This is a genomic window from Candidatus Eisenbacteria bacterium, from assembly GCA_016867495.1.
Classification (GTDB): domain Bacteria; phylum Eisenbacteria; class RBG-16-71-46; order CAIMUX01; family VGJL01; genus VGJL01.
Window position 1 is genome coordinate 1 of sequence record VGJL01000007.1, and the last position, 24,333, is coordinate 24,333.

The window sequence follows — 24,333 nt, forward strand, 5'->3', positions numbered from 1 at the left end:
GATTCGGTCCGATGCGCCTAGAAGCTCTTGAGAAGCGCCTCGTTCGTAGGGAACTTCTGCAGCAACGTCAGCAACCCCTGCATCGCCTCATCGGGCTTCTTCCCCGCGAGGACGCGGCGGAGCATCTGAAGACGCGGAAGAAGGTCCGGCGGGACCAGTTTCTCCTCCTTGCGGCTCCCGCTCTTCGCGATGTCGATGCAGGGAAAGATCCTCTTCTCGAAGAGGTCGCGGGATAGGACGAGCTCGGTGTTTCCCGTGCCCTTGAACTCCTGGAAGATCACCTCGTCCATGCGCGATCCGGTATCGACGAGGGCCGTGCCGACGATCGTGAGGCTTCCCCCTTCCTCGATCTTCCTTGCCGCGCCGAAGATCTGCCGCGGGGCCTGCATGGTCGAGGCATCCAGCCCGCCGGTCAAGGTCCTGCCCGTCCCCGAGAGGACATTGTTGTAGGCCCGCGCGACGCGCGTGATCGAGTCCAGGAGAAGGAGCACGTCCTCGCCGGCGAGCACCTTCTGCAGGACCTCGGCCATCGCCTCCTCGGTGCGCTCCACATGCTCGGTCGCGGAGAGATCGGACGACGCGGCATGGACCTTGGCCCTGACCCCTCGCCGGAAGTGCGTGACTTCCTCGGGACGCTCATCGACCAGCAGCACATGGACCGCCATCTCGGGGTGATTGCGCTCGACGGCGTGGGCGATCTCGATCAGGAGGGTGGTCTTGCCGGCCTTCGGAGGGGAGACGACCAGGCAGCGCTGTCCCCTGCCGATGGGGGCGATCAGGTCCCAGGCCCGCGTCGAGAGGTCCCGCGGATCCCCCTCGAGCCTGATTCTCTCGAACGGATCGATGCTCGTTCCCCGCTGGAGCATCGCGAGGAGGCCCTGGAGATCCGCTCCCCTCTGTCGAGGGGCGGCCTGAGGAGGACGGGCATGAGGGAACCTCCGCTCGCTCCCCCGCGATCCCGCTCTCGGGCGGCGACGGTCGCCGCGTCCACTCGACCCGACGTTTCTTGCTGGCACTCGTTCTCCTGAACTGGTGACGCCACGCCCCCGCCTCACTCCCCGGCGAGCCTAGCCCTTCCCGCGCCCGGATGACAGCGCGAGATGCCCGCCGGGAGGCCAGGTCCGGGCTGGCGGCCGACTCTACCCGGTCCTAAGCTCGGTGCTCATGAGGGGCATCTGTCTCACGCTCGGCTGTCTCGCGCTCGGCTGTCTCGCGGCCTGGGCCGCCCTATCCCCGCCCGCTGGGGCGAATGAGGCAAGCGTGCTGGAGACATCCTTCGTCGGGCCTTCGGCCGGCGAACGGCTTGACCTCTATTTCGAATCGAAGGTCCCCCTGGGCTTCTCCGGCGTCGTTCTGGTCTACAAGGACGGACTGATCGTCCTCCACGAGGCGTACGGCTCGGCGGACCGCTCGACCGGCGCCCCCAACACGGTCCAGACCCTCTTCCCGATCGGAGGAATGTCGAGGCAGTTCGCTCTCGCGGCCGTCCTTCGTCTCGCGCACGAGGGGAAGCTCGACCTCAGCCGGCGGGTCGACGCGTTGCTGCCCGGGGATATCGTGGACGGCGCGGATCGAACCATCGCCGAGTTGATCGCGAGGGCGGATGTCGAATCGGGCCGCCTGCTCGAGGCTATCGTCGAGACCGCCTCCGGCACGAGCTATGAGGAGTACCTGCGCGAGAGGATCTTCCGCAAGGCGGGCATGACCAGCACGACCTTCGCGCACCGCCTCGCGCGAGATGGAGAAGGGATCGCGCGCGGCCACGAGGGGCCCCACGCCCTCCTCGAGGCGATGGGTCGCTCCTCGACCCTGCGCCCCTTCCTCTCGATGCTGGACTCGAGCCTGAGGCGAGCGGCGATCCGGCTTCGGCCGGCGGAGGCCTCTGCCGCCGGCGCCGATGGCCTCGGAATGCGCGAGATCGCGACGACAGCCGCGGATCTCTTCCGATGGGAGCTTGCCTTGCGCGGCGGGGAGATCCTGCCGGCGGAATCGAAGCATCTCCTGTTCGGGGTCCCGCGCGGAGCCGAGAGCCGCTGGTTTCTGCCGTTTCAGATCTCTGGCGACTCCCCCGGGTACCAGACCGGGCTTCTGCGCCGCGGCGACCGTGACGTCGTGATCGTGATCCTCCAGAACACCGATATCGGATGGCGGCGCGCTCTCGAGGCGGGAGTGGAAGGAGCTCTCTTCGGCGGAACCGAGACGGGATTGAACCTGGTCATCGCGCTGATCGCGGTGGCCGTCTCGATCTGGCTCTTTCTGGCCACGCTGCGGACGAGACGCTCGAGGCGCCGGAGGCGGCCCCGTCTCGGTCCCCTTCTCCCTTGATCGGAAAGGGCCTAATATGCCGGCGGAGTTGGGTGTCGGAGTCTGTCGTCCCACAAGAAGGAGGTTCGCCATGAACCGTAGCCGTTCGTCGAGAGGAGCAATCGTCGGCTGTATGGTCCTCGGAGCCATCTCCCTGTGCGCCGCGCCCGCGCCCGCGACCACCACGCGGTGGAGCAGCATGCAAGTCCCGGTCGGCCTCGGCCGGGATGACGCGAGCGTGGAGTACTTCCCGACCCTTGCCGACGAGATCTCGAGCGGCATCTATGCCGACCCGGGTCTGGACCGAGGCTGTCCCTGTCCCCCTGGGATCTGCCGAGAGGAATCGGCCAACCTCGCGCCGTCATCGAGAGTCCCAAGGGTCCTGTGGATTCCCCCTCTTCGATCCCCTCGCCTCTTCCTGGCCGCGCGAGGATCAGAGGAAGTCCGCATCGGAGCGACGGGATGGCGGCCGGGCGGAGTCATGATCGGGATTGCCGGGCTCTACAGCCACAGGTTCGATCAAGCGACGGAGGAGTACCGCCTGGTGACGCAGTCCGGGCCGGAACTGCGTCATGGGGACCGGTCTACGAAGAGAGATCTCTACTACGGGATCCTCGGGTGGCGCGCGGGGGATCCGGGCGGAACCTGTCTCGACGGAGCGCTCGGATTCGGATTCGATCGGCGCTCGATCGAACGGCGCCAGATCGATAGCCCGCGCGAGGAGATCCTGCGGACCGATCCGATCGACCGGCCGAGCTGGCAGGCCACCGGTCTCTTCACACAGCCACTCCGGGGAGGAAACCTGCGCGCCCTGTTGGGAGGCGGATGGGAGCGAGGCGAGCAGGACGTGAAGAAGTACAGCATCGACGGGCTCGATGTCGCTCCCGGACATCGCGCAGCCGGACCGCGCACGAGCAGCGTCTATGGAGATCTGGCCTGGATGGGGCAACTCGGACAGGTTCGCCTCTTCTGCTGCGGCCTCTCCCTCACCCGGACCCAGATGCGCGACACAGATTTCCCCGGCCCGGTTGTCTCGATCCGTCAAACGACGGCGCGCCGGTTCCAGGCGACCGCTTTCGCCGGAGCCGAGGTCATCCCGCTTCCGTGGCTCGCCCTCCGCGCCGGAGCTTCGAAGTGCTACGAGGATGTTCGTTCGAGCAGCGAGCTGGAGCGGAGCTGGCCGCACGCCTCCGTTTCAGTGAATGAGACAGACACCAGCCGCGGCTTTCGCGCCCCGGCGGTCACGACAGGGATCGGGCTTCGCCACAAGAAGCTCCGCGCCGACCTTCAGCTCGACCTGGGGACCGCGCTCTCCTACATGTTCAACAGGGCGTCCGTGAGCTACGAGTTCTAGAGTGGGTTGAGGGCATCTGGTTCAAACTGGCGGCTACACATCGGGCCGCATCCCTCCGATAGATAGGCGGGGCGGCGGCCGGGGGCGGGGAGAACTCCCCGATCCGGCCGGGGCTCCGCCCTTTCACGGAGGGATCCACAGCATGGCCACGCAGAGCGTCCTGTTCCTTGAAGTCATCGAGTGGTTCGACCCGAGCGGCAAGGAGATCGTTCACCGGGTTCCCGAGCAGGGGTCGGCCGAGATCAAGTGGGGCGCGCAGCTCACCGTCAGGGAGAGCCAGGCCGCGGTCCTCTTCTATCAAGGCCGGGCCTACGACGCCTTCGGACCGGGGCGCCACACCCTGAAGACCGCCAACGTGCCGATCCTGACCAAGATCCTGAGCATCCCCTGGGGGATGACCAGCCCTTTGCGGGCCGAGGTCGTCTTCGCGAACATGAAGCTCTTCACGAATCTCAAGTGGGGGACGCGCGAGCCGGTCGCCTTCAAGGACGCGGAGCTGGGGCTCGTGCGCCTGCGCGCCTTCGGCATCGGCAACATCCGCGTGGCGCAACCTGTCCTCTTCATCAACACCGTCGTCGGGACGCAAGGGATCTACTCGACGGCCGACCTCGAGGAGTACCTGAGCCGCGTGATCGTCTCGCGCCTGAACGACCACCTCGGCGAGGAGCTCGACACTCTTCTGAATCTGCCGGGGCGTTACGAGACCCTCTCGCAGGGCCTGATCGCCCGCCTCAGGGACGACTTCGACCGTCTGGGGCTCGCCCTGGCCGACCTCTACATCGATTCGATCACTCCCCCCGAGGAGGTCCAGCGGGCGATCGATGACAAGAGCCGCCTCTCCCTCTTCGAGGACCTCAACAAGCTGCTTCGGATGAAGGCTGCGATGGCCGTCGAGAAGGCTGCCGCCGCCGAGGGGGCGGCCGGGACGGGCCTGGGCATGGGGATGGGGATGATGATGCCCGCCTTCTTCGCCCCTCATCTCGCTCACGGAATGCGGGAGGAGATCGGTCCGGCCGGCAAGGACGCGATGACCCAGGAGGGACAGGCATGGGGGGCCGTCTCGACGTGCTCCGCCTGCACGCATCCGATCCAGGCGAGCGCGCGGTTCTGCCAGCATTGCGGCCAGCAACAGATCATCCACGCCCGGTGCGCTTCCTGCGGCGTGGAGTTGCCCCCGGACGCCAGGTACTGCCCGGGCTGCGGAGTCGCGGCATCGGAGAAGCCTCGCCCCAGGACGTGCCCGCATTGCGGGACCGAGAACATGCATCATGCGACCCACTGCAACCAGTGCGGCGAGAAGCTCGACTAGCCCGTCCCTGCGGATCCTGCATGAGTGCCCGCAGTGCGGGGGCCCGGTCGATCTCGAGGAGACCGATCGGCTCCTGACTTGCGGCTATTGCCGCGTCCGGCTCCAGATCGCGGGACCGGGCCCGCGCCGCCTCTTGCTCCCGCCGAAGGATCCGTTCGATCCCGACCTGTTCTACATCCCCTACTGGCGGATCAAGGGGCAGGTCCTGACCTGCACCTCATCCGGGCTCGTCCACTCGATCGTCGATCGCACCTTCAGGGCGATCGAGGACGACGCCCTCCCCTTGACCCTCGGCTTCCGGCCCCAGGCGATGAGACTTCGCTTCGCGACGCCCGAGACGCAGGGCCGCTTCCTCGCTCCGAGCGTCACGCTCGAGACTGCGGTGGCGGCCACCCTGAGATCGCTCCGCAGTCCCCTAGAGGAATCGAGGATCTTCGAGACCCTCCTTGGCGAGACGATGAGCGTCGTCCACCTTCCGGTGATCCTGCGCGACGGCATTCTTGACGCGGTCGTGGGGGCGCCGCTCACCTCGGCGGACAGGCTCCTCGCCGCGCGGCGCGGGCCGCTCGCGGCCGCGGGCCGGCGGGTCTCCGCGGGGGGCGGCCGCCCGCTGGATGCCGCGAATCAGATCGACAGAGAGAATCTCGGCGTGCAGTTCCTGCCGACCCTCTGTCCGGAGTGCGGATGGAGCCTGATCGGCGAGCGGGACAGCCTCGTTCTCGTTTGCCCCACCTGCCGGACCGCTTGGGAGGCCGACGACCGCCGCTGGAGCAAAGTTGCCCTGGCCAGCCTTCCCGGCGTATCGGAGAGCGCCCGCCTCCTCCCCTTCTGGCGCATCCGGGCGAGCATCGAGGGCCTGTCTCTGAGGACGCGGGTCGATCTGGTCCGCCTGGGGAATCTGCCGGAGACTCCCGGCGTCGGTCGCGAGGACGGGCCCCTCCACTTCTGGAGTCCCGCCTTCAAGCTCCACCCCGAACACTACCTCCGGATCGCCGCCACGATGACCCTCGCCCGCCCGGAGCCGTCAGCCGAGGCGAATCTGGAGAGCCTCCCGATCCACCCAGTCACCCTCGCGCGAAACGAAGCGATCGACGCCGTCAGGGTGATCGTCGCGCGCATGGCCCGTCCCGCCCGCCCGGTCATGTCTCGCCTTGCCGGGGCGCGCATCGATGTCGAGGAGGCGACCCTGGTCTGTGTCCCGTTCGAGTCGCATGGATCCGATCTCATCCAACACGCGATCCCCCTCTGCGTGAACCGGAACCTCCTCGAGCACGGCAGGCACATCTGACCGGCGGCGCGACCGCTCGCCTCTCGGATCCGGTCGAAGACGTCCAGCGCCCTGCCCTCCGAGCCACGCGCGGCGCCGTGCTATCCTCCATCCTTGTGAAGCGCAGACGGCATCTCGGGCTCCTTTCGCCGATCGCGGCGCTCGCGCTCCTCTGTTCGCCGCACCAGGCCGCGCGGCCGCAGTCCTCCGTCGACGCTCCGCGCGTCGGCCTGATCGAGATCGAGCGCCTCCCGATCTTCCCGAACAACGCCGAGGCCGGGCTTCCTTGGTTCATGCGGGCGACCAATCGCCTCCACGCGATGACGCGCGAAACGGTGATCCGGCGCGAGCTCCTCTTTCGCGAGGGGGATCCCATCGACACGCTTCGCCTGCGGGAGTCGGAGTACCTCCTGCGGCAGCGCGGGCTATTCGAGTGGGCCGCGATCGATCATCAGGTGCGCGACAGCATGGCCGTCGTTCGCGTTCGAACACAGGATCTCTGGACCCTGGGGATCATCCTCTCCTACGAGAAGCAGGCGGAGATCTCCTCCCTGACATTCGGCATGCGCGACCGCAACTTCCTCGGAAGCGGCAACACGCTCTACTGGTCGCAGATGCTCTCGACCGACCAGGACGCCTTCATCGGGATGGTCGAGCTGCCCCGCCTGGCTGCGACCCGCGGGAGCCTGTCGTTGCAGTTCTCGGAGCAGGGCGAGGCTGCCACGCGCTCCATCGGTCTCGGGCGGCTGCCCGAGACTCCGCTCGATGAGTGGGGATGGGGCATCGGCGGGCATCTGACCCGCGGAGAGAAGCGGTTCTTTCAGTCCGGCGAAGAGGTCGGCTCGTCGGGCTTCGAGAGACAGAGCGCGGGCGTCCACCTGGGGCGCTACCCGTCCGGAGCGCTTCAGGTCGGCTACGGCGCCGGATGGGTGGAGCGACGGATCGATCCGCACGGTGAGGCGAAGAGCCTCCTCGAGGAGGCGCCCCCCCCGCCGGCCTTCGAGAAGCGAAGGCACGGCGGGCCCCTCGCCTTCGCATGCGCGACGAGCCGCCGCTTCGTCCCCGCGATGAACCTCGAGCGCTATGGCGTGGTCGAGGACTATCCGGTGGGCTTCATGGGCCACCTCACCGCCCTGCCCAACAGGAGATGGCGAGAGGATCGAGACCATGCGTTCCTGCTCCAGTCGACTCTGGCCGGCGCCTTGATCCCCCTGCCTCATCTCAGCATCGGTATCGAGGCCTACGGCGATCTCTTCCTCCGCTCGGACCGCCGCGCGGGAGATCGGCTCCTTCGCGGCGCGATGACGGCGATGTGGCAACCCTCTCCCAGGCTTCTCACGATCGCCCAGGGATTTCTCCTCCGAGGCAAGGAGCGCCCCGCGACTTCGGTCCACTACCTTGGGGGCGCCTCGGGCCTGCGCGGCTTCACCACGCGGGAGTTCGAGGCGAGAGACTATCTTCTGGCGACGCTCGAGCAGAGGATCTGGAGCGGAATCGAAGTGGCGTGGGTCGGAATCGGCGCCAACCTCTTTGTCGATGCCGGGCTCCCCTCTCCCCGGGAGGGATTCCGCGGCGTCTCCTGGCGCGGCGGTTTGGGCGGAGGGCTCCTTCTCGGCCTGCGCAAGTCATCCCAGAAGCCGATCCGCGTGGAGATCGCCTGGAGAACCGACCGAGAGGCAGATCCGACCGTGTCGATCGCGACCAGCACGGTCTTGCGTCTGATTCCCAAGCTCGCGATCCCGACGCCGATCTTCGACCCGCCCCGCTAGGGGAACTCGACCGGATCTGAGGGGCGGCCGGACGGCGGCAGGCCCGACCGGGAGTCGGGGCCGGGGCTTTCGTGAACTAGGAGGGCTATTGGGGGGCTTTCTCCGCCCGGGAGGTCTCCGGATTCAGGAAGTCGTAGAGTGCCTTCACCTCGGCGTATCCCCGGCTCTGGCGTCCGGAGGAGCTTGTCCCCATCCATCGACTGAGCTGTCGCTTGACCACTCCTCTTCTTGCGCCGCCGACAAAGAACGCCTCGTAGATCATCTCCTCGATGTTCTCGATCCTCTCTCGATCGGTGACGCTTGCAAACGAAGCGAGCAGCTCCTTTCGATGACACGCCAATCAAGGCCGTCCGACTGGCGGTGTCCTGTCGAGCCATCTCCCTTCGATCTCCTGTCGAATCCCCTGTCGAGTCTCCTATCGAGCCATGTCCTATCGAGCCATTGCGAAGCCAACGGCCAAGCCGTATGCTGGTTGCGCTCGGCAAAGCAGGAGGAGCGCCATGAAAGCCCTCGCAGTCCGAATCCTCTTGCCGGCGATCGCGCTCGCCGGCATCGCCAACCTCGGTTTCGGAGCGATCCCCTATCTCACCTGGGATGATGCGGAGGTGGTGGATTCGCCGGTCACGATCCTCCCGTCCTCCTCCGGAGCATCGGCCATCTACTGGGAAGGCCAGTGGCGCGTCGTGTACGAGAAAGAGGGCGACATCTACCTCTGCACCAAGGATGCCGCGGGATGGGCCACGCCGTTTCCCGTTGCGGACGGTGCCTCCGACTCACGCAACCCGCACTTGGCGGACATGATGGGGAACCTCTGCGTCGTGTGGGAGGACGATCGGTCAGGCCATACTGAGATCTGGTCCCGCAGACTTCATGCCGGGCAGTGGACGCAGGAGGAATGTCTCACCTGTGACGACGTCTCCTCCAGGGCTCCGGCCGTCGCCGCGACCTACTACGCCGGTATGGTCGCATGGGAGGACAGCACAGCGAGCTCCTTTCGCCTGTGGGCAAGAACGTGGTCCGGCACAACATGGGGACCGCCATCCAGCGTCTCGACGAATCCGGCCAACGCCCGCGATCCGTCTCTGGCTTGTTCCTGGATGCAGACGATCTTCGTATCTTGGGCCGATTGGCGCCACGGACTCCCTCAGATCTACGTGAGAGAGTGGGAGTCCGGGTGGGGAACCCAGGAACGAACACCGCCGGTCTCATCGCCGTGCCGCCATCCATCGATCCAATCCTCCGTCTGCTGCGGCGACGCTCTTGTTAATGACATCTCAGTCGCATACGAGGTAACCGAACCGGACGGCATCACGGAGGTCTGGCGCACGGACCGGCGCTTCTACGACTGGACTGTGGAGCGTGTCTCGACCGACGATCAGATCCCGTCAATCTGTCCCAGCACCGCCGGTCTCGACTACAGCGTCGGTGAGTGTGGGGATGGGGGTTACGTACCCAAGTACTATGAAACCTTCACTGAGGTCCTGCTTGGCGGTCTCCGACGACATACGGCGGTCGAGCATCCCGGGGTTGGAGCGGATCAGTTCGACGTTCTTACCGAGAGCGGGCTCGACAAGTCTTCGATCGCCCTGACCACGGACGAGCAGTTCGCCGACATCTTGGTCTTCTACATCGAGATGAGGGACGGCGTTCCCACGCTTCTCGTGCGCCACGGGGTTGCGCCGCGTTACGACAGCGTAGTCTACGAGACCCCGCGCGCGTTGCTGATCTCGCCAGCCGGCCTCCCCGGGACCGCTGTCCGCGCCTACAACCGCTGCCCAATCATACCCCCGCCTGTCGGCCACGCTCTCGAGATCGAGTTCTCCGCCCCGCTCGATGCCGCCCTCACGTGGGACGCCGGGCAGGAACACCCGTTCGTCCATGCGGTCACCGACAGCGGGGGCGTGGCTCTTTTCTCTATCTCCGGCGGCGGTTGTTCCCAAGCGGGGTCCGCGGACCTCAGTTGCGACGGATTCCAAATGCCCCTGCGAGTATGGCCCGGCGCCAAGTCCCCTGACGTGAACGGCGACTGCGTCGTCCTCGAGGACGACGTCGCTTACGTCAAGGCCCGGCTGGGTTCCAATGACTTCTGCGCTGATCTCGACGGATCAGGGCTCGTGAATGAAACCGACCTGGCGCTCGTAGAGGCCACCCTGGGAGATATCTGCCCATCACTTGCGGCGATCGAAGATACCCGCGAGGGGCGCACCATGAGTCTCACCTCCAGCCCCAATCCGGCGAGCAGGAGCGTTGTCCTTCGCCTCTGGCTTCCGGTCGGCGGCGAGCGCGCTCAACTGCGCATCGTTGACGCGGGCGGCCGGCTTGTCCGCTCTTGGAACCGTGGTTCCTGGTCCGCCGGCACAAACACGGTCCTGTGGGATCTGCGCGACATCTCCGGCCGGTCGGTCTGTCCGGGGATCTATTTCGCCACCGCCGCCTCAGGCAAGGACCGATCCTCCCGAATGATCGCTGTCGTCAAGTAGACCGTCGCACCCCCTTGACTCTCCTTCCGCGCGCGGAGGATCATCCTTCACGATCGAGGCCGCCGGAACTCTCCGGGGAAGGCGATCGCGTTCGCTCCCCGCGAGCAGGCGGCGGCCGGGCCGCGGACCGGAACTCCCTGGAGGGGCCAGTGATGAAACCTGCAGTCCTTCTCTTATCGTTCCTGCTGATGATCGGCGCGCCGGCGCGAGGGCCGGCGATGAATGACCCGCAGGCCGCCGCCGCGCTCGACAGGTTCATCGAGGCGACGGGAGGGCTGGAGGCGCTGCGAGGACTGAAGAACATCTCCCTCCACGCGACCGCTGAGGCATATGGCAACCAGTACGACTTGAAGCTCCTCTCCGACGGGCGCTTCCGCATGGAGGCGCGGGATCGCATCACCGTCTTCGACGGCGAGAAGTACTGGCAGTCCTACTACGGAATGTCGCGGGAGCTCACGGGGGAAGCGATCGAGGGGCTCCGGGAGGTCGGCTTCAGGGAGGGCTTCCTCCATGGCCTCCTCGACCGGGAGCTCAAGCCGATCCCCCTTGCCCACGCGGGCCGCGAAGCCAAGCGCGGACGCTCGTGGGATCTGCTGTTGTCAGCGCGGGAAGACGGCGCGCGCAGGACCTTCTACTTCGACGGCGAGACGGGCCTGCTGGACAGGATCGTCGAGATCGTGCCCGACTCGACTCTCCGGGAGAGAAAGAACCTCTACACTTTCTCCGACTACCTGGATGTCGGCGGACTCAAGCTTCCGACTTCGATGCACGGCACCTGCGTCACCAACGGGAACGAGTTCCAGCCGCTCACGCGCTTCACGGATCTCGCGCTCAACGCGGAGATGGAAGAGTCCTCGTTCTCGAGGCCCGAGACGACGGCGCCCGCCGCCGTCGCCGCGGACGGAGCGCTCTCGGGGGTGGTGCTCGGCGTCTCAGGCCGGGGCAGCCTGATCACCAACATCACGAACGCCGACCTTGAGAAGCTGCAGGCCGAGGATCGGTCGACGCTCGAGGTGGAGATCAGGGGCATGCGGACCCGCCACCTCCTCCTCAGGGATCCGCAGGGGCTCTCGGATGTCTCATCCGGCGACTATGTGGCGACCTTCAATCAGACCCCGGCGCTCTGGCTCGTCAAGGCCTACGTCGGGATGACAAGCGACCAGCCCTATGAGGTGGGTGACGCGCTGCGACTGAGCGTCGCTCGGACTCCCGAGAAGGAGGAATGACCATGAAGGGCTCCATCGTCACGCGGCCATCCGGTAGGACAGGAATCGGAGGGGAGGCGCTGTCGGTGCGCAGGCGGCTTTTCGGGCTCCCGCTCGCCATCGCCCTCTCGATGGCGGCCGGCGCGGCCCCGGCGGCCGATCCGCCCGCGCAGACCACCCCGTCGGCGGACCAGGGCCGAATCCGGCATTACAACACCCTCGGCAAGACGGGGCTCAAGGTCTCGGACATCGGCTTCGGCGCGGGGACGGTCACGGAGGCCGCGCTCGTCGAGTATGCGCTGGATCTGGGCATCAACTACTTCGACGCGGCCGAGAGTTACGCCCGCGGGGGGTGCGAGAGGGCGATCGGGGAAGTCGCGGCCCGGCGGCGGGGCGAGATGGTCATCTGCACGAAGCTCGATCTCGACGGCAACGCCACGAAGGAAAGCATCATCACGAGGCTCGACGGCTGCCTGGAGAGGCTGAAGACCAGCTATGTCGACATCCTGATGATCCACGGCGGGAACCCCGATGCGGTTGCGAATCCGGCCGTCTACGTTGCGTTCGACGAGCTCAAGAAGCAGGGGAAGATCCGCTTCACGGGCATCTCCCATCACGGCCCCAACCTCGCCGCCGAGCTCAGGCCCGTGATCGACGCGGGCAGGATGGACGTGATTCTCTGCAGCTACGATCCTTACGGCGATCCCGACATCCCGGCGATGCTCGAGGAGGCGCGCAAGAAAGAGATCGGCCTCGTGGCCATGAAGATCCTGACCTCGGCGCGCGCCGACAGTCTCGCCGAGTTCAAGTCCGGCAAGCATCCGTTCCACATCGCCGCTCTGCGGTGGGCTCTCAAGGAATCGGGAATGGACACCGCGCTGATCAGCTTCACGATGATGGATCAGATCGACGAGTTCATCCAGGCATCCGGAGCGGCGCTGGATTGATCCGCGCGGCGAGTTTTCCCTTCCTATGCGTCTCGATGCTGGTCGCGGCTCCTGGGCCGGCGGTCGCCGCTCCTGAGCCGGCAGTCGCGGCGGAAAAGGCGGCCGCGGCGCACGAGGTCGAACAGGCGATCTCGGCGGCCGTCCTCCCTCCCGCGAACATCCTTCCGGGATGGTCGCTCGCGGAGGCGTGGCGTCGCTTCGAGGCGGAGGATCTCTGGCGGCACATCGACGGCGCCGCCGACCAGTACCTGAGCTTCGGCTGCAGGTCCCTCGATGCGGCCTACTACCGGGAAGAGGGAACGGATGCCGAGATCGCGGTCGAGATCTACACGATGGCCGATGCGCTCGGCAGCTTCGGCCTCTACATGCTCGAGCGCTCCTCCACCGGTCCCCGGCTTCCTCTCGGGGGGCAAGGCTACCGGAGCGGGGGCGATCTCGCCTTCTTCGGCGGAACCTCCTACGTGAAGCTCCGGGCCTATCCGGACGATGAGCCTCGGCGGACCGCGTCGCTGCGAGTCGCCGATTGGATCGCGGCCAACGCCCTTGCCGCAAGGGCCTTTCCCCCGGAGCTGCAGGCCTTCCCCCGAGAGCGGCTCATCGAGGACTCCTTCGGCTTCGTCCCGCGGGGCGCGCTCGGCCTCGCGGGCCTGGAGCGCGCCCTGACCGCCCGCTACCGCAAGGACGACGCGGAGCTGACCCTCCACTGGACGCGCGGGACCGACGCGGACAGCGCCCAGGTCCTCTTCGCCAGGCTCGGGTCGTCGATCGAGAGGCGAGGCGTCGGGCGGCTCCGGCCGATCAGGATCGCCGATGCCGACGGCTGGACGGCCGAGATGAAATATCAAGGCCCCGTCATGGTCGCCCATCGAGGGAGGGACATCATCCTCGCCTCAGGCAGCGCGGACACTGTCTGGATGGCGATCTCGATCGAGCGCCTGCTCTCGAATCTGCGCTAGCCCACCCGCAGCACGGCGGCCTGCGCCGAGAGGCGATCCTCCTTCAGACGGATGAGCGCCTCGTTGGCCTCCTCGAGCGGGAAGACCTCGATGTCCGTCCGGATCCCGATCCTCGCGGCCAGATCGAGCAGCTCCCTCGCGTCCCGCCGCGTGTTGGCCGTGACGCTCACCAGCTCTCGCTCCTGGAACAGGTGAGCGTCGTAGTCGAGCTCGGGGATCCGATCGAGGTAGATCCCCGCGATGGCGAGCCTGCCCCCCCTTCTCAGGGAGCGGAGGGCCCCGGGAATGACGCTGCCCGCGGGCGCGAAGGTGACGGCGCAATCGACGGGCCGCGGGGGTGTCTCGCCCGGCCCGCCGCTCCAGGCCGCTCCCATCCGGCGCGCCCGCTCTTCGGCCTCCTTTCCGCGCGTGACGACGAAGACCTCGCAACCCCACGCCCGAGCGATCTGGATCGCGATGTGGGCGGCGGCGCCGAATCCGTAGAGGGCGATCCGCATCCCCGGCTCGAGGCCGCTTCGCTTGAGGGCGCGATACCCGATGATCCCCGCGCAGAGCAGCGGGGCCACCTGCGCGTCGTCTCCCATCTCTGCCGGGATCGGGTGGGCATACGAAGCTGGGACGGCGACCTTCTCCGCGAAGCCCCCATCGCGATGAAGCCCCGTGAAGACCGGCGCCTCGCAGAGGTTCTCGCGCCCCTCGATGCAGGGATCGCAGCATCCGCAGAGGCGGTTGACCCAGGCGACGCCCACCCGGTCGCCCGGGCGAAACCGGGTGACCGCGGAGCCGAGCGCCACGATCCTCCCCACGGCCTGGTGGCCGGGAATGATCGGAAGTCGCACCGCTGCCAGCTCCCCTTCGACAACGTGGAGATCGGTCCGGCAGACCCCGCAGGCGGAGACGCTGACGATCACCTCGTCGGGACGCGGCTCCGGATCGGGCACCGACTCGAGCGAGAGCGGGCGCGTCGGCGCCATGGCCGGCCTCGCAAGCAGCATCGCGTGCATCTCATCCTCCGCGACTCAGGAAGCGACGGCTTCCATCAACGAAAGTAGGCTTCCCCCGCAACCGATGGGAGGCGGCCGTCGATGTCGAAGTAGCCCGCGGCCCTAAACCCCGCCCATCCGTCCCGCCTCACCTGCGCGTCGTAGATCAGAAAGTCGGGATATCCCGATCCCGAGGAGCAGGGATTCGAGAGCAGGGCGAGATCGAAGCCGGCCAGATCGGTCCCGGCGATGACCTCGACCAGTCGATCCGGCGCAAGCGGGTTTGCCGCAACGAAGCGGGCCGCCAGCCCCTTCCCCTGATAGAAGCGTCCGTCGCCGGGATCGGGAGGCTCTCTGCGCGCCTCGGCGAAGTCGTGCCTCCCGATGGTGGCTTTCCTGTCCCGTCCGCGAAGCTCGACTCCGAAGGGTTCGACCGCGATCGGGAGCGACGACTCGATCTTCGCGAGAACAGCGTTGGCGCCGGGAATCGCGTAGAGGATCAGATTTCTCGTCGCGATCAACTTCTCGGTCACCGCCGTGTCCGCGACAACGGGCGCGAAGCCATCGGCGCGAAGATACCAGGCCTGGGCATCGAGGACGGCCGCCCTCCGCATCGCTCGATTCTGCGCTTCGTCCCCCCCCGTCCCGTAGACCAGAACGAACGGATCGAAGAATGCGGCCTTCAGCGGTCCGCGGAAGCGCCGCGACCGCTCCGCCCCGGAGAACTCCCAGCGCCCGCCCTCCAGGCGGAAGAACACCGATCCCTCGCGCCACTCGGTCCTCAGCAGACCGCCGTCCGCGCGGAAGGAGAGCGGACCCGGCGCGGCGACGCCTGATGGGTCGATCGAGAATGCGCGCACGCCCGCGGTGCGAATCTCGAAGCCGGTCTCCTCCCCGCGCAGAACGCGGGCCTCCACCTCGATTCGATCCAGGGGGCGCATCGCCTCCTCCACAGTCAGCCAGTGGGCGCGGGAGCAGACGCCCAGATCCGCACTCACGAGATGGACCGTATCGGGATCGCTCCTGCGACGCTGCGTCGAGAGAAAGGCCATCATCTCGGAGTCGTCGACGCAGTCGACTCCGGGCGTCTCCGGACGATCCCACCAGTGTCCCATCCCCGGCGCCTCGCGGTAGATCACCCTCGCCCCCGCCTCGCGCGCCCTCTGGCTCAGCATCCGTCCGTGAAAGACCGGCACGTTGTCGTCGGCTCCGCCGTGCAGGACGAAGACCGGCATTCCGCGCGCGTTCCCCATCAGGGGAAGCGGATTGTCCGGAGCCATCGCCCGCTCCCAGAGGACCCGAAGGCGCGGATCTGCCGCCGCCGCGTCGCGCCGGAGCGTGAAGGGGACATAGAGTGCGAAGCTCGCCCAGCCGGCGCTCGGCGCCAGGGCGGCGAAGCGGTCGGCGTGCGCGAGCCCCACGTGCCAGGTGCCGTGCCCCCCCATCGAATGCCCCGTCAGGATCACCCGATCCTGATCGATCGGGAAGCGCTCGAGAATGTTGTCCAGCGTCTCCATCGCGTTGCGCCTGCCCCAATCCTGCCAGTCGAAGCCGAAGGGGCGCGTGTTCGTCGGGGCCGCGACGTAGGCCCAGTCCTTGGGCGCGTAGGAGCCCGCCTGAGGATCCGGGCGGACGCCGGCCCCGTGGAGAGAGAGGATCAGCGCGAATGGCCCGCGACTGTCGCTTGATGGCGGCAGGAGGGCACAGTGCTGGACCGATCCGTCCTGCCTCGATCGAAAAGTCAGGATCCGCGAGGCGGACTTCTCCCGCACGCGAAGGGAACAGGGGTAGGCCCGATCGACTCCCTCCGCCGAGACGACGATCTTCCCACGCCAGAACGCCCCGCCCGGCGCGGACGACCGCGCCCACACCGGAAATGGGAGCTTCAAGATCCCCTCCGGAGGAAGGCACGGGATCGGGATCTCGACCGTCTCCTCCTCGACCATGCCCTCATCCCCGAACCGCAACAGGGCGCCGCGGATCTCGCGTCCGCTCGTATTGACGATCGGAGCGGCCCCCCAGCCCTCGAGCGCCTCACCCTCGACAAGGTCGGGGAGCGTCAGGTCGCCCGCCAGCAACTCGAGCGGACCTCTCGATCGCACGAGACGCAGCGAGACTTCGCGGGGACCGAATCCGGAAACGCGGACGACCACCGAATGCCGCCCCGCCTCCAGATCGATCGGCGCGCGAAACTCCCCGATTCCGTACGGATTCCCCACATAGCGCGCCCCGTCGATGTAGAGCGTGCCGATCCCCGAGGTCTCGATCCCGTAGCTCCCCGGCGAGTCGAGGTCGATCGTTCCATGGGCCAGCGCGGCGCCGACGATCCCCGCGACCCCCCATTGATCGCTCAGCGCATCCCAGTCGACCCCCTGGTGCTCGAGCTTGAGCATCCCGCCGTCCGACGAGACGCGGGTCCAGCGCGCCCACCCTCCCGGCGCCATCAGGCTCGGGACGGAGTCGCCCTCGACGGGCTCGACACGCGCGGGATCGATCGGCCAGGCCGGATCGACGAGCCCTTCGCGTGATCCCACGGGGAATGGCCCGATCACCAGCCACTGGGCGACATGGAGGGTATCCCCCGCGCCTGATATGGCCGGAGCGAGCGTCGCGCCCAAGGAATCCGCCGCGCCCGCGGGCGATCGGATGGGCGCGCCAAGGGCGAGGACAATCACGAACGCCCCGCATGCGCGCGATAGCGCGGCCGGCGAAGCGGGAATGCCCCGGCGCGCTCGCGTCGCGTCTGCTCGCCTCTCAGACTCCGTCAAGCCCATCTGGGCCGCCGGGCCGCGGCATCTATCGTTCAGCCTCCGGCCTCCTGTGCACCAGGGTCGCCGACGCCTGGGCGGTCGGCAGCAAGAGGACCTCCGCCACATCGACATGCGCGGGGCGCGTCGCGCAGAAGAGAACAACCTCCGCGACGTCGTCGGGCGTGAGCGGCTCAAGCCCCTGGTAGACGCGTCGCGCCCGCGCCTCGTCCCCGTGGAAGCGGACGAGACTGAACTCGGTCTCGACCAGACCGGGATCGACGGTCGTCACTCTGATCGGCGTGTCGACGAGGTCCATCCGAAGCCCCGCGGAGAGCGCGCGGACCGCCGCTTTTGTGGCGCAGTAGACATTCCCTCCGGGATACGACTCGTGGCCCGCGATCGAGCCGATGTTGATGATCTGTCCCCTTCCCCGCCGCAGCATCCCCGGCAGGACGGCGCGGGTGACATGAAGAAGCCCCTTGATGTTCGTGTCGATCATCTCCGCCCAGTCGTCCGGGCGCCCGTCCTGCAGCTTGTCGAGCCCGCGGCTCAGTCCCGCGTTGTTCACGAGGAGATCGATCGAGGACCATGCATCGGGAAGAGCGGCGATCGTCTTCTCGACGGCCAGCTCGTCACGCACGTCGAGGACGAGCAGATGGATCTCCGTCCGGAGTCGATCCGCGATCCCCCGCGCCGCTTCCGCGAGCCTCTCGCTCCGGCGCGCGGCGAGCAGGATACGCGCCCCTTCCCGCGCGAACGCTTCGGCGCAGGATCGGCCGATCCCGCTGCTTGCCCCGGTGATGAAGACCGTCGAGCCTCGGAGCGTCATGGCAACCGACTCTAGGTGCCGCCCCCGAAGGGGTCAAGCCGGCAGGATGGCCGGCAGAACAGCGCTCCCCGGCTCTCGCAGCGGCGGCGCCATCGCCCCTGGACAGATCGCGGGCGAAGCCCGCCGCGCGGCTTCGCCTCTTCCCGCCCCGCCTCCCGGCTGCTAAGATCTCCTACTGGATTCCCGAAGGGGAGGCGCGGCCGCCCAAGAGGGCGGGCGGGGCGGAGGGAGCCGTCTGGGCCTGCAGGGCCCCGCGGCGCGACTGCTCGCTTCTCAGTGGCCGCCAAACCGGTCTAGGAGGGGAACGTGAACCACAGTATCCATCGAATCTCTGCGTTGTTTCTGGCCGCCTCGACTCTCATTGTCCCGCTCGCCCTCGCCGAGGAGACGGGAGGACCCGCGGGATCGCTCGCAACACGCACCGTCAACACCATCCCGACCGCCGACGGCGCGGTGCAGATCACGATCCCCCCGGGATGGGAGATCAACACCCGCCTCGCCGAGGACTATGTCGTCTTCGCGTTCCTGCATCCAAGCGGCCCGAAGCTCGGCGATGAGATCCCGGTATGGCTGATCGTCGATCGGTGCCAGCGATACCTCGCCGAGGACTTCGAGAAGCTGCTCAAGCGGGTCCTGCTGCAAGGAGCCGAGCAAGGATATGTCCTGCGCGAGAGCGCGAGCATACCCACGGCCGACGGCCGCCTCGTCACCAACTGCGCCTTCGAGCCGACCGAGGACGGGACCGAGCGCGGCCTCGCTCTTCTTCCCTCCGCGAGCGGCGCGATCACCTTCCGCTATCAGTGCGCGTCCGCAGAGGAGTGGAAGGCCCGACGGCCGGAGATCGAGGGAGTCCTCCGCGGCCTGCGCTTCTTTCCGATGCAGGCGACCAAGGAGGCTCCGGCCCCGGAGAAGTGAAGCTCCGCGCCGGCTGTGGAGGCGCGCCGCCAGGTCCCCCGGAGGCGGGGGAGCTAGAGTCTGATGGAGGCGAGGAGCGAGAAGCCGATCGTCTTGGCGCGCCCTCCGCCGGGGCGGTTCCCCGGATGGCGCACGAGGCTTCCCCGCGTGAGCAAGCTCACGCTCACGTTGTCGCGAGGATCCCAACTCCACCGGAGCGACGCTCCCCGCTCCCGCTCGACAGGCCCGCTGACCGTGAGCGCCCGCCTCGTCGGACTCGTCACTGCCGCCAGGCTCTCCGACCAGGCCTCTCCCAGATCTCCGGCGCCCCGGTTGGCGTAGAGGAGCCCGATCTCGATTCTCAGGTCTCTCCCCGCGTAACGCCCCAAGCGAAGGCGAATCGCTTCCTGATCGGGCCCGTCCCGTTCGCCGATTCCTCTGCCTTGGTGGATCCAGCCGAGATCCCCATCGTGTCCGTAGTAGACGCCGTAGGCATACCGCGAGATCTTCGCGGCCTCGAGGCCGACATCGATGGGCGCGCCTCCGACGGACGGCATGAAGGCGACGCCGATCCGAAATCCGACGCGGGCGGGCGCCTTGCCGCTCGCGGCCGGCAAGTCGTCGACGAGAAGCTCCGCATAGGCCAGGCTCCGCGCGGCCGGCCTCCAGCAGACGTCGGCGCCGGCGAGGACATTGTTGCGCTGGCGCATCCTGAGCGAATCGACCGCCGAGTCCTGCCAGTCGAGCCTCTGGACGAGCGTATAGGGAAGCAGACCGAGCAGGTAGAGAGGGTGATCGAAGCCTCCATAGAAGCGGACCCCCTCGAAGATCGCGACGCGCAGGTCGGGGCCGAGGGGAACCTCCAGTCTGTGGGCGGCGATCCCGCGCTCCTCGGCAACATTGAGGCTGCCGGAGAAGGATCGAAAACGGATTCCCGCCGGGAGCGAGAGATCGTACTCCAGGAAGTTGATCGGGGCCGACGCGCCGTCGAGGAGGAGAGCGGAGCCCCAGCCGGGCCCCCAGCGGTGTCTGCCTCGGGCGAGACGCGCCCAGAATCCGTCCGCCGCGACCGCTGCGCTCGCTTCATCGAGGAAGTACAGGATGTCCGTTCCCGCGACGAGCGGGTCGCCGAAGGAGCGTCCCTCGCGGATCTTGCCGACAAAGATCTCCCCCTGCAGGGCGACCGTCCGTCCAAGCAGGAAGACGCCGTAGATTCCGGCGCGCGTCGAGTCGCCGATTGTCTGCAGGCCGTCCCTGCTCCTGCCGTGCAGAGAAAAGGCGCCTCCCAACCTCAACTCGCTGGAGGCTCCATCGAGGGCGAGGCTGTTCTGAGGATGCGGCCGCTCCGCGAGCAGGATCGCGGGTGGAGTCTCCCTGTGCCGAGGCCTCTCTCCAAGCCTTCGCAGCTCCCTCGAGAACCGCCGGTCGAGACGAGCGAAAGGAATCTCAGAGGCGGCGGAAGCGACCGGTCCGGCGCGCGAGGCGCCGGCGATCCATCGCGCGGCTTCTCCCCGGGGGATCGGCCGCATGGAGGAGATCCCCGCCGGCATAGCGCCGGAGAGCTCGAGCAGGTAGAGATCTTCCCAAGCCGCGTCGCCGGCGTTCAGGATCTCGGGGGCGAGGCGATCGCCCCGCGCTCCGGCGGCGAGCAGGCCGAACAGAGCCGCAAGGAAACCTGCCGATAAGGCGCTTCTTCGAGAGGCCAACGCCATCACGACGGCAGTCTCGGTCCGATGCGCCCCGTTTGGAAGGGGAATCTCGCCCACGACCGCTCGATCCTCCTTGCTCCGCCCGCGTTCGCCCGCAAGAATCGCCCCATGGTTGCCGCGCTGCCATGGGTCCTGCTCGCCACGACGCTCCTGCAGAGCGCCGCCGGCAGGCAGGTCCCGCCGGAGGCAGTCCCTCCGGCGCCGGGAGTGCGCGATCCCGTCTTCGCCTACCTGATAGGCATGATCGATATGCGCCTCCATGGGACGATCGATTCCGAGACGCTCGCGGGGGCCATCGGGCGCTCCGGGAATCCAAGCGTTCTCCCCTACGATCGTCTGGCGACCCTGAGCCGACTCCCGGAGGAGGAAGCGCGGACCAACCGGATCGATCTCTCCTTTCGCAAGCCGCTGCGCATCCCCGTTCCGTACCGGATCCTCGGGTACGCGCCCGGCAGCTTCCGCGCGTCGCGGCGCGTCGAGCTGCGGGAGTGGGATCTGGGCGGGATCGTCCTGCGCCACGACGATCCCTCGGGTCCGGTCGATCTCCACCTCTCCGACGTCCATCTCTTCGGCATCCTCGAGGGAGAAGTCCTCGTGGACGTGGATGGCTGGCTCGACTCGCTCCTCGGCGGGCGCCTCGACGACACGCGCATCACGGGCCTCGTCCTCTTCCGCCACGCGGGCGAGCTCTGGGGGATGGCGGTCGGTTACAACCGCGCATGGAAGGGGCGGTCGGGGCTCTTCAGCTTCAAGGAGGACCGGATCCGCTTCCCCAGCCCGCCGCAGATGAAGACGACGGCCTGGAAGATGCGCCAGATCCTCGAGGGGCTCGAGCCGTCCCTGCGCCCGGACAGTCTCCGCGCCTCGACTCTCCGCGACGCCTCGCGGGGCTGAAATTAAGAGATCCGGGGCGCGAGGCCCCGGATCTCAGGCATGACCAGACTGAGCGGTTCGGCTTACCTGTAGTTCGCCTTGATCTTGCCCCAAGTGGTCGACTCGGTCGCGATCGGCGGCTCACCCCAGTAGATGACCCACGCCGAATCCCAAGTCGCCCAGCCGGGCACGATGATCGAGACACCGGTCCAGTTCGTGGCCGGATCGTTCCAGGTGTCCCACCAACTGGCCTCGCACACACTGATCCCGAGGCCCGGATACATCCGGTGGAACCACTGGGTTACGCCGGTGTCTACCGCAGGCGTGCCCGGATCGTCATAGAGATCGAAGTCGAAGTCGGCCGTGACGCTTGTCCAGTACCACTTGTCGAGGACCGGGAAGAACGCCGGGTGCAGGTAGATGCACGCGCCCTCATGCCGAGCCATACCAGTGGTGATATCGACCGTGGTGAACTGGCCCGTGGGAACGTACTCGTTGTAAACGATCGTTCCGATGGCGCCCTCGCCGGCGATCGTACCATCCGGACACCAAGGATACATCCCGCCCATGTCGACCGCCTCATAGAACTTCACGCAGAAGCCATGGAGGCCGCCGACATTGTGGCGGTATGCCCAACCGGAGAGGTTGTAGCGCGCCCACAGCTTGATGGCCGTGATCGGACGCTCCTCGTAGCAGATCCAGTCGTCGGCGCCCCGGCGGCCGTCAGCGGGGAAATCCCCGGCATTGATGGCGTTCACGAAGCAGCCGCCGCTGTACGCGGTGGAGCTGGGGGGGGTGTACTCGTCGTACATTCCCGTGTCCCAGTAGACAGTGATGTCGCCAGCGCAATCGAAGCGCCCACCGGTACCGCCAGCGGGGATACCGTCGTTCACATCGAATGTCGCGACGTCTGCAAACGCGGGAAGGGTCAGGGCTAGGAGACCCACAGCCGCAATAGCAAAGACCTTACGCATTGGCTCCTCCCTACGCGGGGTAAGTATTGAACAACTAGAAAGTCCATGGACTCAACGAGCCGCGCCCGGAACCCGCCGTGATCCCACGGACCTGCTCTTCCGACCCGAGAAAGGGACGTGCAATCCCGAGCCGCGTTGCAGGTCTTGGCTTGGCTACGGAATATAATACCACGTTTCCCCCTTCTGTCAATGGGCTTATCGGTGCGGGAGAGCGCCTTCTTTAGGAAACTTGACCCTTGGCGGCCCCGAGTCTAGCCTCCTTTGCAGGGATGGAATCGACTCACTCCAGGGAGGTTCTAGGATCATGTCCGACAGAAGTTCGAGCGGCGACAAGCTGGCCTATCTGCTTATAGGAGCTGGAATTGGAGCGACGCTAGCCCTGTTGTTCGCTCCCAAGTCCGGCCGGGAGCTCCGGCGGGACATCGCCGGCGTGACGCGCAAGACCTACCACAAGGGGGAGGAGCTCGCGCATAGCGTCGGCGACAAGGTCTCGGAAGGATTGGGGCGCGTCCGGGAGACGGCGGAAAAGGAGAAGGGCAAAATCGCCGCCGCCATCGAGGCCGGCAAGCAGGCCTACCGTGAGGAGCGCCAGAGGGGCGATTCCTAGAGCCTGTCTCCACCGGGCCTTTGAGGCCAGCGGTGGCCATCGGCAGGGTTCTCCGGGCGGGAGCCGGCCGAGCAGGAGGTTCCCATGTCGGCCTTCGAGATCGTTCTCGCCTCTGCGATCATCATCGCCGCGGCTCTTCAGGTCGTCGTCCTCTTCTTCCTCTATCGGGTCGTCGCGCGACTCGCCGAGCGAACGGAGAAGCTCCTGTCGACTCTCGAGCCCGAGCTGGATGACTTGGCGGTCGGCATCCGCGCCATCCGGCGGGCGGTCGAGTTCTCGACGACCGAGATCCAGTCGACCCTCGCGGCCGTCCGCGCGACCACCGACGAGCTGACGGCCATCGCGACGGAGCAGGGGCAGGAGATCGCCCGCGTGGTCGGGAAGGCCTCCGCCGCGGCCGAACGGCAGGTCGCCGAAGTCGACCAGGCCCTGGACCGCGCGCGGGAGCATGTCGCCGAGATCGGCGATCAGTTCGACCGGGTCATCCTTGAGCCGGCCCGCAACATCCTCGCCGTCGCTTACGGCGTCCGTCGCGCCGTCGGGTATCTCATCGCGCCGCGTCGCGGGCGCGAGGAGCCTCATGGGGAAGGACCGGATGTCGGATCTCCGTGAGCAGCTCCGCAAAGCGGGCCTCGTCTCCGGCAAACAGGTCAAGCAAGCGAAGCACCAGGATCGACTCCATGCGAGCGAGGTCGGACACGCCGGGCTGCAGGCCGAGCGCGAGGAGCGCGAGCGGAGGCAGCGCGAAGAGGTCGCGGCGCAGAGACAGGCCGACCGCGCGCGGGGGGAGGAGCGCCGCAGCCGAGAGCGCGAGGAGGCCGGCCGCCAGAGAGTCGCGCAGCTGATCCGCGGCGGATGGCTGCGGGAGGCGACGGCCGGGGCGCGCAGGTTCTTCTTCGTGACTCCGGCCGGGAAGATCAGCTTCCTCGATCTGACGGAAGTCGCCCTGCGCCGGCTCGCGAGCGGATCGGCCGCGATCGTCGCCACGCGGGGGCATGTGCGCGGGGACTTCTGCGTCGTCGCCGACCGGGCGGCGGAGGATCTGGCCGGACTCGAGCCCGGGATCGTCTGCTTCTGGAACCGCGGCTCAGACAGATCGGCTCCCGCCGCCGGGGAGTAGTAC

The 24,333-nt window shown here is 67.5% G+C and carries 20 protein-coding genes; 13 read left to right on the plus strand and 7 right to left on the minus strand.

Annotated features, from left to right (window positions below; translation table 11 throughout):
- Nucleotides 1-17: 17 nt before the first annotated feature.
- Nucleotides 18-866 carry a transcription termination factor Rho gene (locus FJY88_02240; protein MBM3286157.1) on the minus strand — a complete coding sequence of 283 codons (849 nt, stop codon included), beginning with the start codon at nucleotides 864-866 and terminating at the stop codon, nucleotides 18-20.
- Nucleotides 867-1,164: 298 nt separating this feature from the next.
- Between FJY88_02240 and FJY88_02245 the strand changes: the two genes are divergently transcribed.
- From FJY88_02245 to FJY88_02265, 5 genes are all read left to right on the plus strand, one after another.
- Entirely contained in the window at nucleotides 1,165-2,325 is a 1,161-nt protein-coding gene (locus FJY88_02245) for a beta-lactamase family protein (protein ID MBM3286158.1), read from the plus strand.
- Between the two features lie 70 nt (nucleotides 2,326-2,395).
- Nucleotides 2,396-3,658 (plus strand): hypothetical protein, encoded by a 1,263-nt coding sequence (locus FJY88_02250; GenBank protein MBM3286159.1) that lies wholly within the window; start codon nucleotides 2,396-2,398, stop codon nucleotides 3,656-3,658.
- Nucleotides 3,659-3,800: 142 nt separating this feature from the next.
- The gene (locus FJY88_02255) at nucleotides 3,801-4,967 is read left to right on the plus strand and encodes an SPFH domain-containing protein (protein ID MBM3286160.1); all 1,167 of its coding nucleotides are present in this window, start codon (nucleotides 3,801-3,803) and stop codon (nucleotides 4,965-4,967) included.
- Complete coding sequence (locus tag FJY88_02260; protein ID MBM3286161.1) at nucleotides 4,927-6,255, plus strand: hypothetical protein; 1,329 nt, start codon at nucleotides 4,927-4,929, stop codon at nucleotides 6,253-6,255. The genes FJY88_02255 and FJY88_02260 overlap by 41 nt, the downstream gene beginning before the upstream one ends.
- 77 nt (nucleotides 6,256-6,332) lie before the next feature.
- On the plus strand, nucleotides 6,333-8,003 hold the full coding sequence (locus FJY88_02265; protein MBM3286162.1) for a hypothetical protein: 1,671 nt from the start codon (nucleotides 6,333-6,335) through the stop codon (nucleotides 8,001-8,003).
- Between the two features lie 85 nt (nucleotides 8,004-8,088).
- Here the strand turns inward: FJY88_02265 and FJY88_02270 are convergent, their stop codons facing one another.
- Nucleotides 8,089-8,343, minus strand: coding sequence for a hypothetical protein (locus FJY88_02270; protein MBM3286163.1), 255 nt, complete (start codon nucleotides 8,341-8,343; stop codon nucleotides 8,089-8,091).
- A gap of 160 nt (nucleotides 8,344-8,503) precedes the next feature.
- On the opposite strand from FJY88_02270, the gene FJY88_02275 reads away from it, so the two are divergent.
- The 4 genes from FJY88_02275 (at nucleotide 8,504) to FJY88_02290 (ending at nucleotide 13,591) form a co-directional block, all read left to right on the plus strand.
- Nucleotides 8,504-10,483, plus strand: coding sequence for a hypothetical protein (locus FJY88_02275; protein MBM3286164.1), 1,980 nt, complete (start codon nucleotides 8,504-8,506; stop codon nucleotides 10,481-10,483).
- 152 nt (nucleotides 10,484-10,635) lie between these two features.
- Complete coding sequence (locus tag FJY88_02280; protein ID MBM3286165.1) at nucleotides 10,636-11,709, plus strand: hypothetical protein; 1,074 nt, start codon at nucleotides 10,636-10,638, stop codon at nucleotides 11,707-11,709.
- Nucleotides 11,706-12,635 carry an aldo/keto reductase gene (locus FJY88_02285; GenBank protein MBM3286166.1) on the plus strand — a complete coding sequence of 310 codons (930 nt, stop codon included), beginning with the start codon at nucleotides 11,706-11,708 and terminating at the stop codon, nucleotides 12,633-12,635. The genes FJY88_02280 and FJY88_02285 overlap by 4 nt, the downstream gene beginning before the upstream one ends.
- Entirely contained in the window at nucleotides 12,632-13,591 is a 960-nt protein-coding gene (locus FJY88_02290; protein ID MBM3286167.1) for a hypothetical protein, read from the plus strand. The genes FJY88_02285 and FJY88_02290 overlap by 4 nt, the downstream gene beginning before the upstream one ends.
- On the opposite strand, the gene FJY88_02295 is transcribed toward FJY88_02290, so the two are convergent.
- The 3 genes from FJY88_02295 to FJY88_02305 are packed head-to-tail and all read right to left on the minus strand — an operon-like array spanning nucleotide 13,588 to nucleotide 18,153.
- Nucleotides 13,588-14,595, minus strand: coding sequence for a zinc-dependent alcohol dehydrogenase family protein (locus tag FJY88_02295; GenBank protein MBM3286168.1), 1,008 nt, complete (start codon nucleotides 14,593-14,595; stop codon nucleotides 13,588-13,590). The two genes, FJY88_02290 and FJY88_02295, sit on opposite strands and share 4 nt — an antisense overlap.
- A 35-nt stretch (nucleotides 14,596-14,630) precedes the next feature.
- A complete protein-coding gene (locus tag FJY88_02300; protein MBM3286169.1) occupies nucleotides 14,631-17,456 on the minus strand; it encodes a hypothetical protein in 2,826 nt (941 codons plus the stop codon).
- Nucleotides 17,371-18,153 carry an SDR family oxidoreductase gene (locus FJY88_02305; GenBank protein ID MBM3286170.1) on the minus strand — a complete coding sequence of 261 codons (783 nt, stop codon included), beginning with the start codon at nucleotides 18,151-18,153 and terminating at the stop codon, nucleotides 17,371-17,373. The genes FJY88_02300 and FJY88_02305 overlap by 86 nt, the downstream gene beginning before the upstream one ends.
- A gap of 306 nt (nucleotides 18,154-18,459) precedes the next feature.
- On the opposite strand from FJY88_02305, the gene FJY88_02310 reads away from it, so the two are divergent.
- Nucleotides 18,460-19,068, plus strand: coding sequence for a hypothetical protein (locus FJY88_02310; protein ID MBM3286171.1), 609 nt, complete (start codon nucleotides 18,460-18,462; stop codon nucleotides 19,066-19,068).
- A gap of 53 nt (nucleotides 19,069-19,121) precedes the next feature.
- On the opposite strand, the gene FJY88_02315 is transcribed toward FJY88_02310, so the two are convergent.
- The gene (locus FJY88_02315; GenBank protein ID MBM3286172.1) at nucleotides 19,122-21,320 is read right to left on the minus strand and encodes a capsule assembly Wzi family protein; all 2,199 of its coding nucleotides are present in this window, start codon (nucleotides 21,318-21,320) and stop codon (nucleotides 19,122-19,124) included.
- A 30-nt stretch (nucleotides 21,321-21,350) separates the two neighbouring features.
- On the opposite strand from FJY88_02315, the gene FJY88_02320 reads away from it, so the two are divergent.
- Nucleotides 21,351-21,650 carry a hypothetical protein gene (locus tag FJY88_02320; GenBank protein ID MBM3286173.1) on the plus strand — a complete coding sequence of 100 codons (300 nt, stop codon included), beginning with the start codon at nucleotides 21,351-21,353 and terminating at the stop codon, nucleotides 21,648-21,650.
- A 62-nt stretch (nucleotides 21,651-21,712) separates the two neighbouring features.
- Here the strand turns inward: FJY88_02320 and FJY88_02325 are convergent, their stop codons facing one another.
- Entirely contained in the window at nucleotides 21,713-22,603 is an 891-nt protein-coding gene (locus tag FJY88_02325) for a hypothetical protein (protein ID MBM3286174.1), read from the minus strand.
- A 304-nt stretch (nucleotides 22,604-22,907) separates the two neighbouring features.
- Here FJY88_02325 and FJY88_02330 point away from each other — a divergent pair, with 304 nt between their 5' ends.
- Both FJY88_02330 and FJY88_02335 read left to right on the plus strand, forming a co-directional pair.
- Nucleotides 22,908-23,210, plus strand: a complete 303-nt coding sequence (locus tag FJY88_02330) for a YtxH domain-containing protein (GenBank protein MBM3286175.1) — start codon at nucleotides 22,908-22,910, stop codon at nucleotides 23,208-23,210.
- A gap of 448 nt (nucleotides 23,211-23,658) precedes the next feature.
- Nucleotides 23,659-24,330: a DUF2058 domain-containing protein gene (locus FJY88_02335; GenBank protein ID MBM3286176.1), complete on the plus strand. Its 672-nt coding sequence runs from the start codon at nucleotides 23,659-23,661 to the stop codon at nucleotides 24,328-24,330.
- Nucleotides 24,331-24,333: the final 3 nt, after the last annotated feature.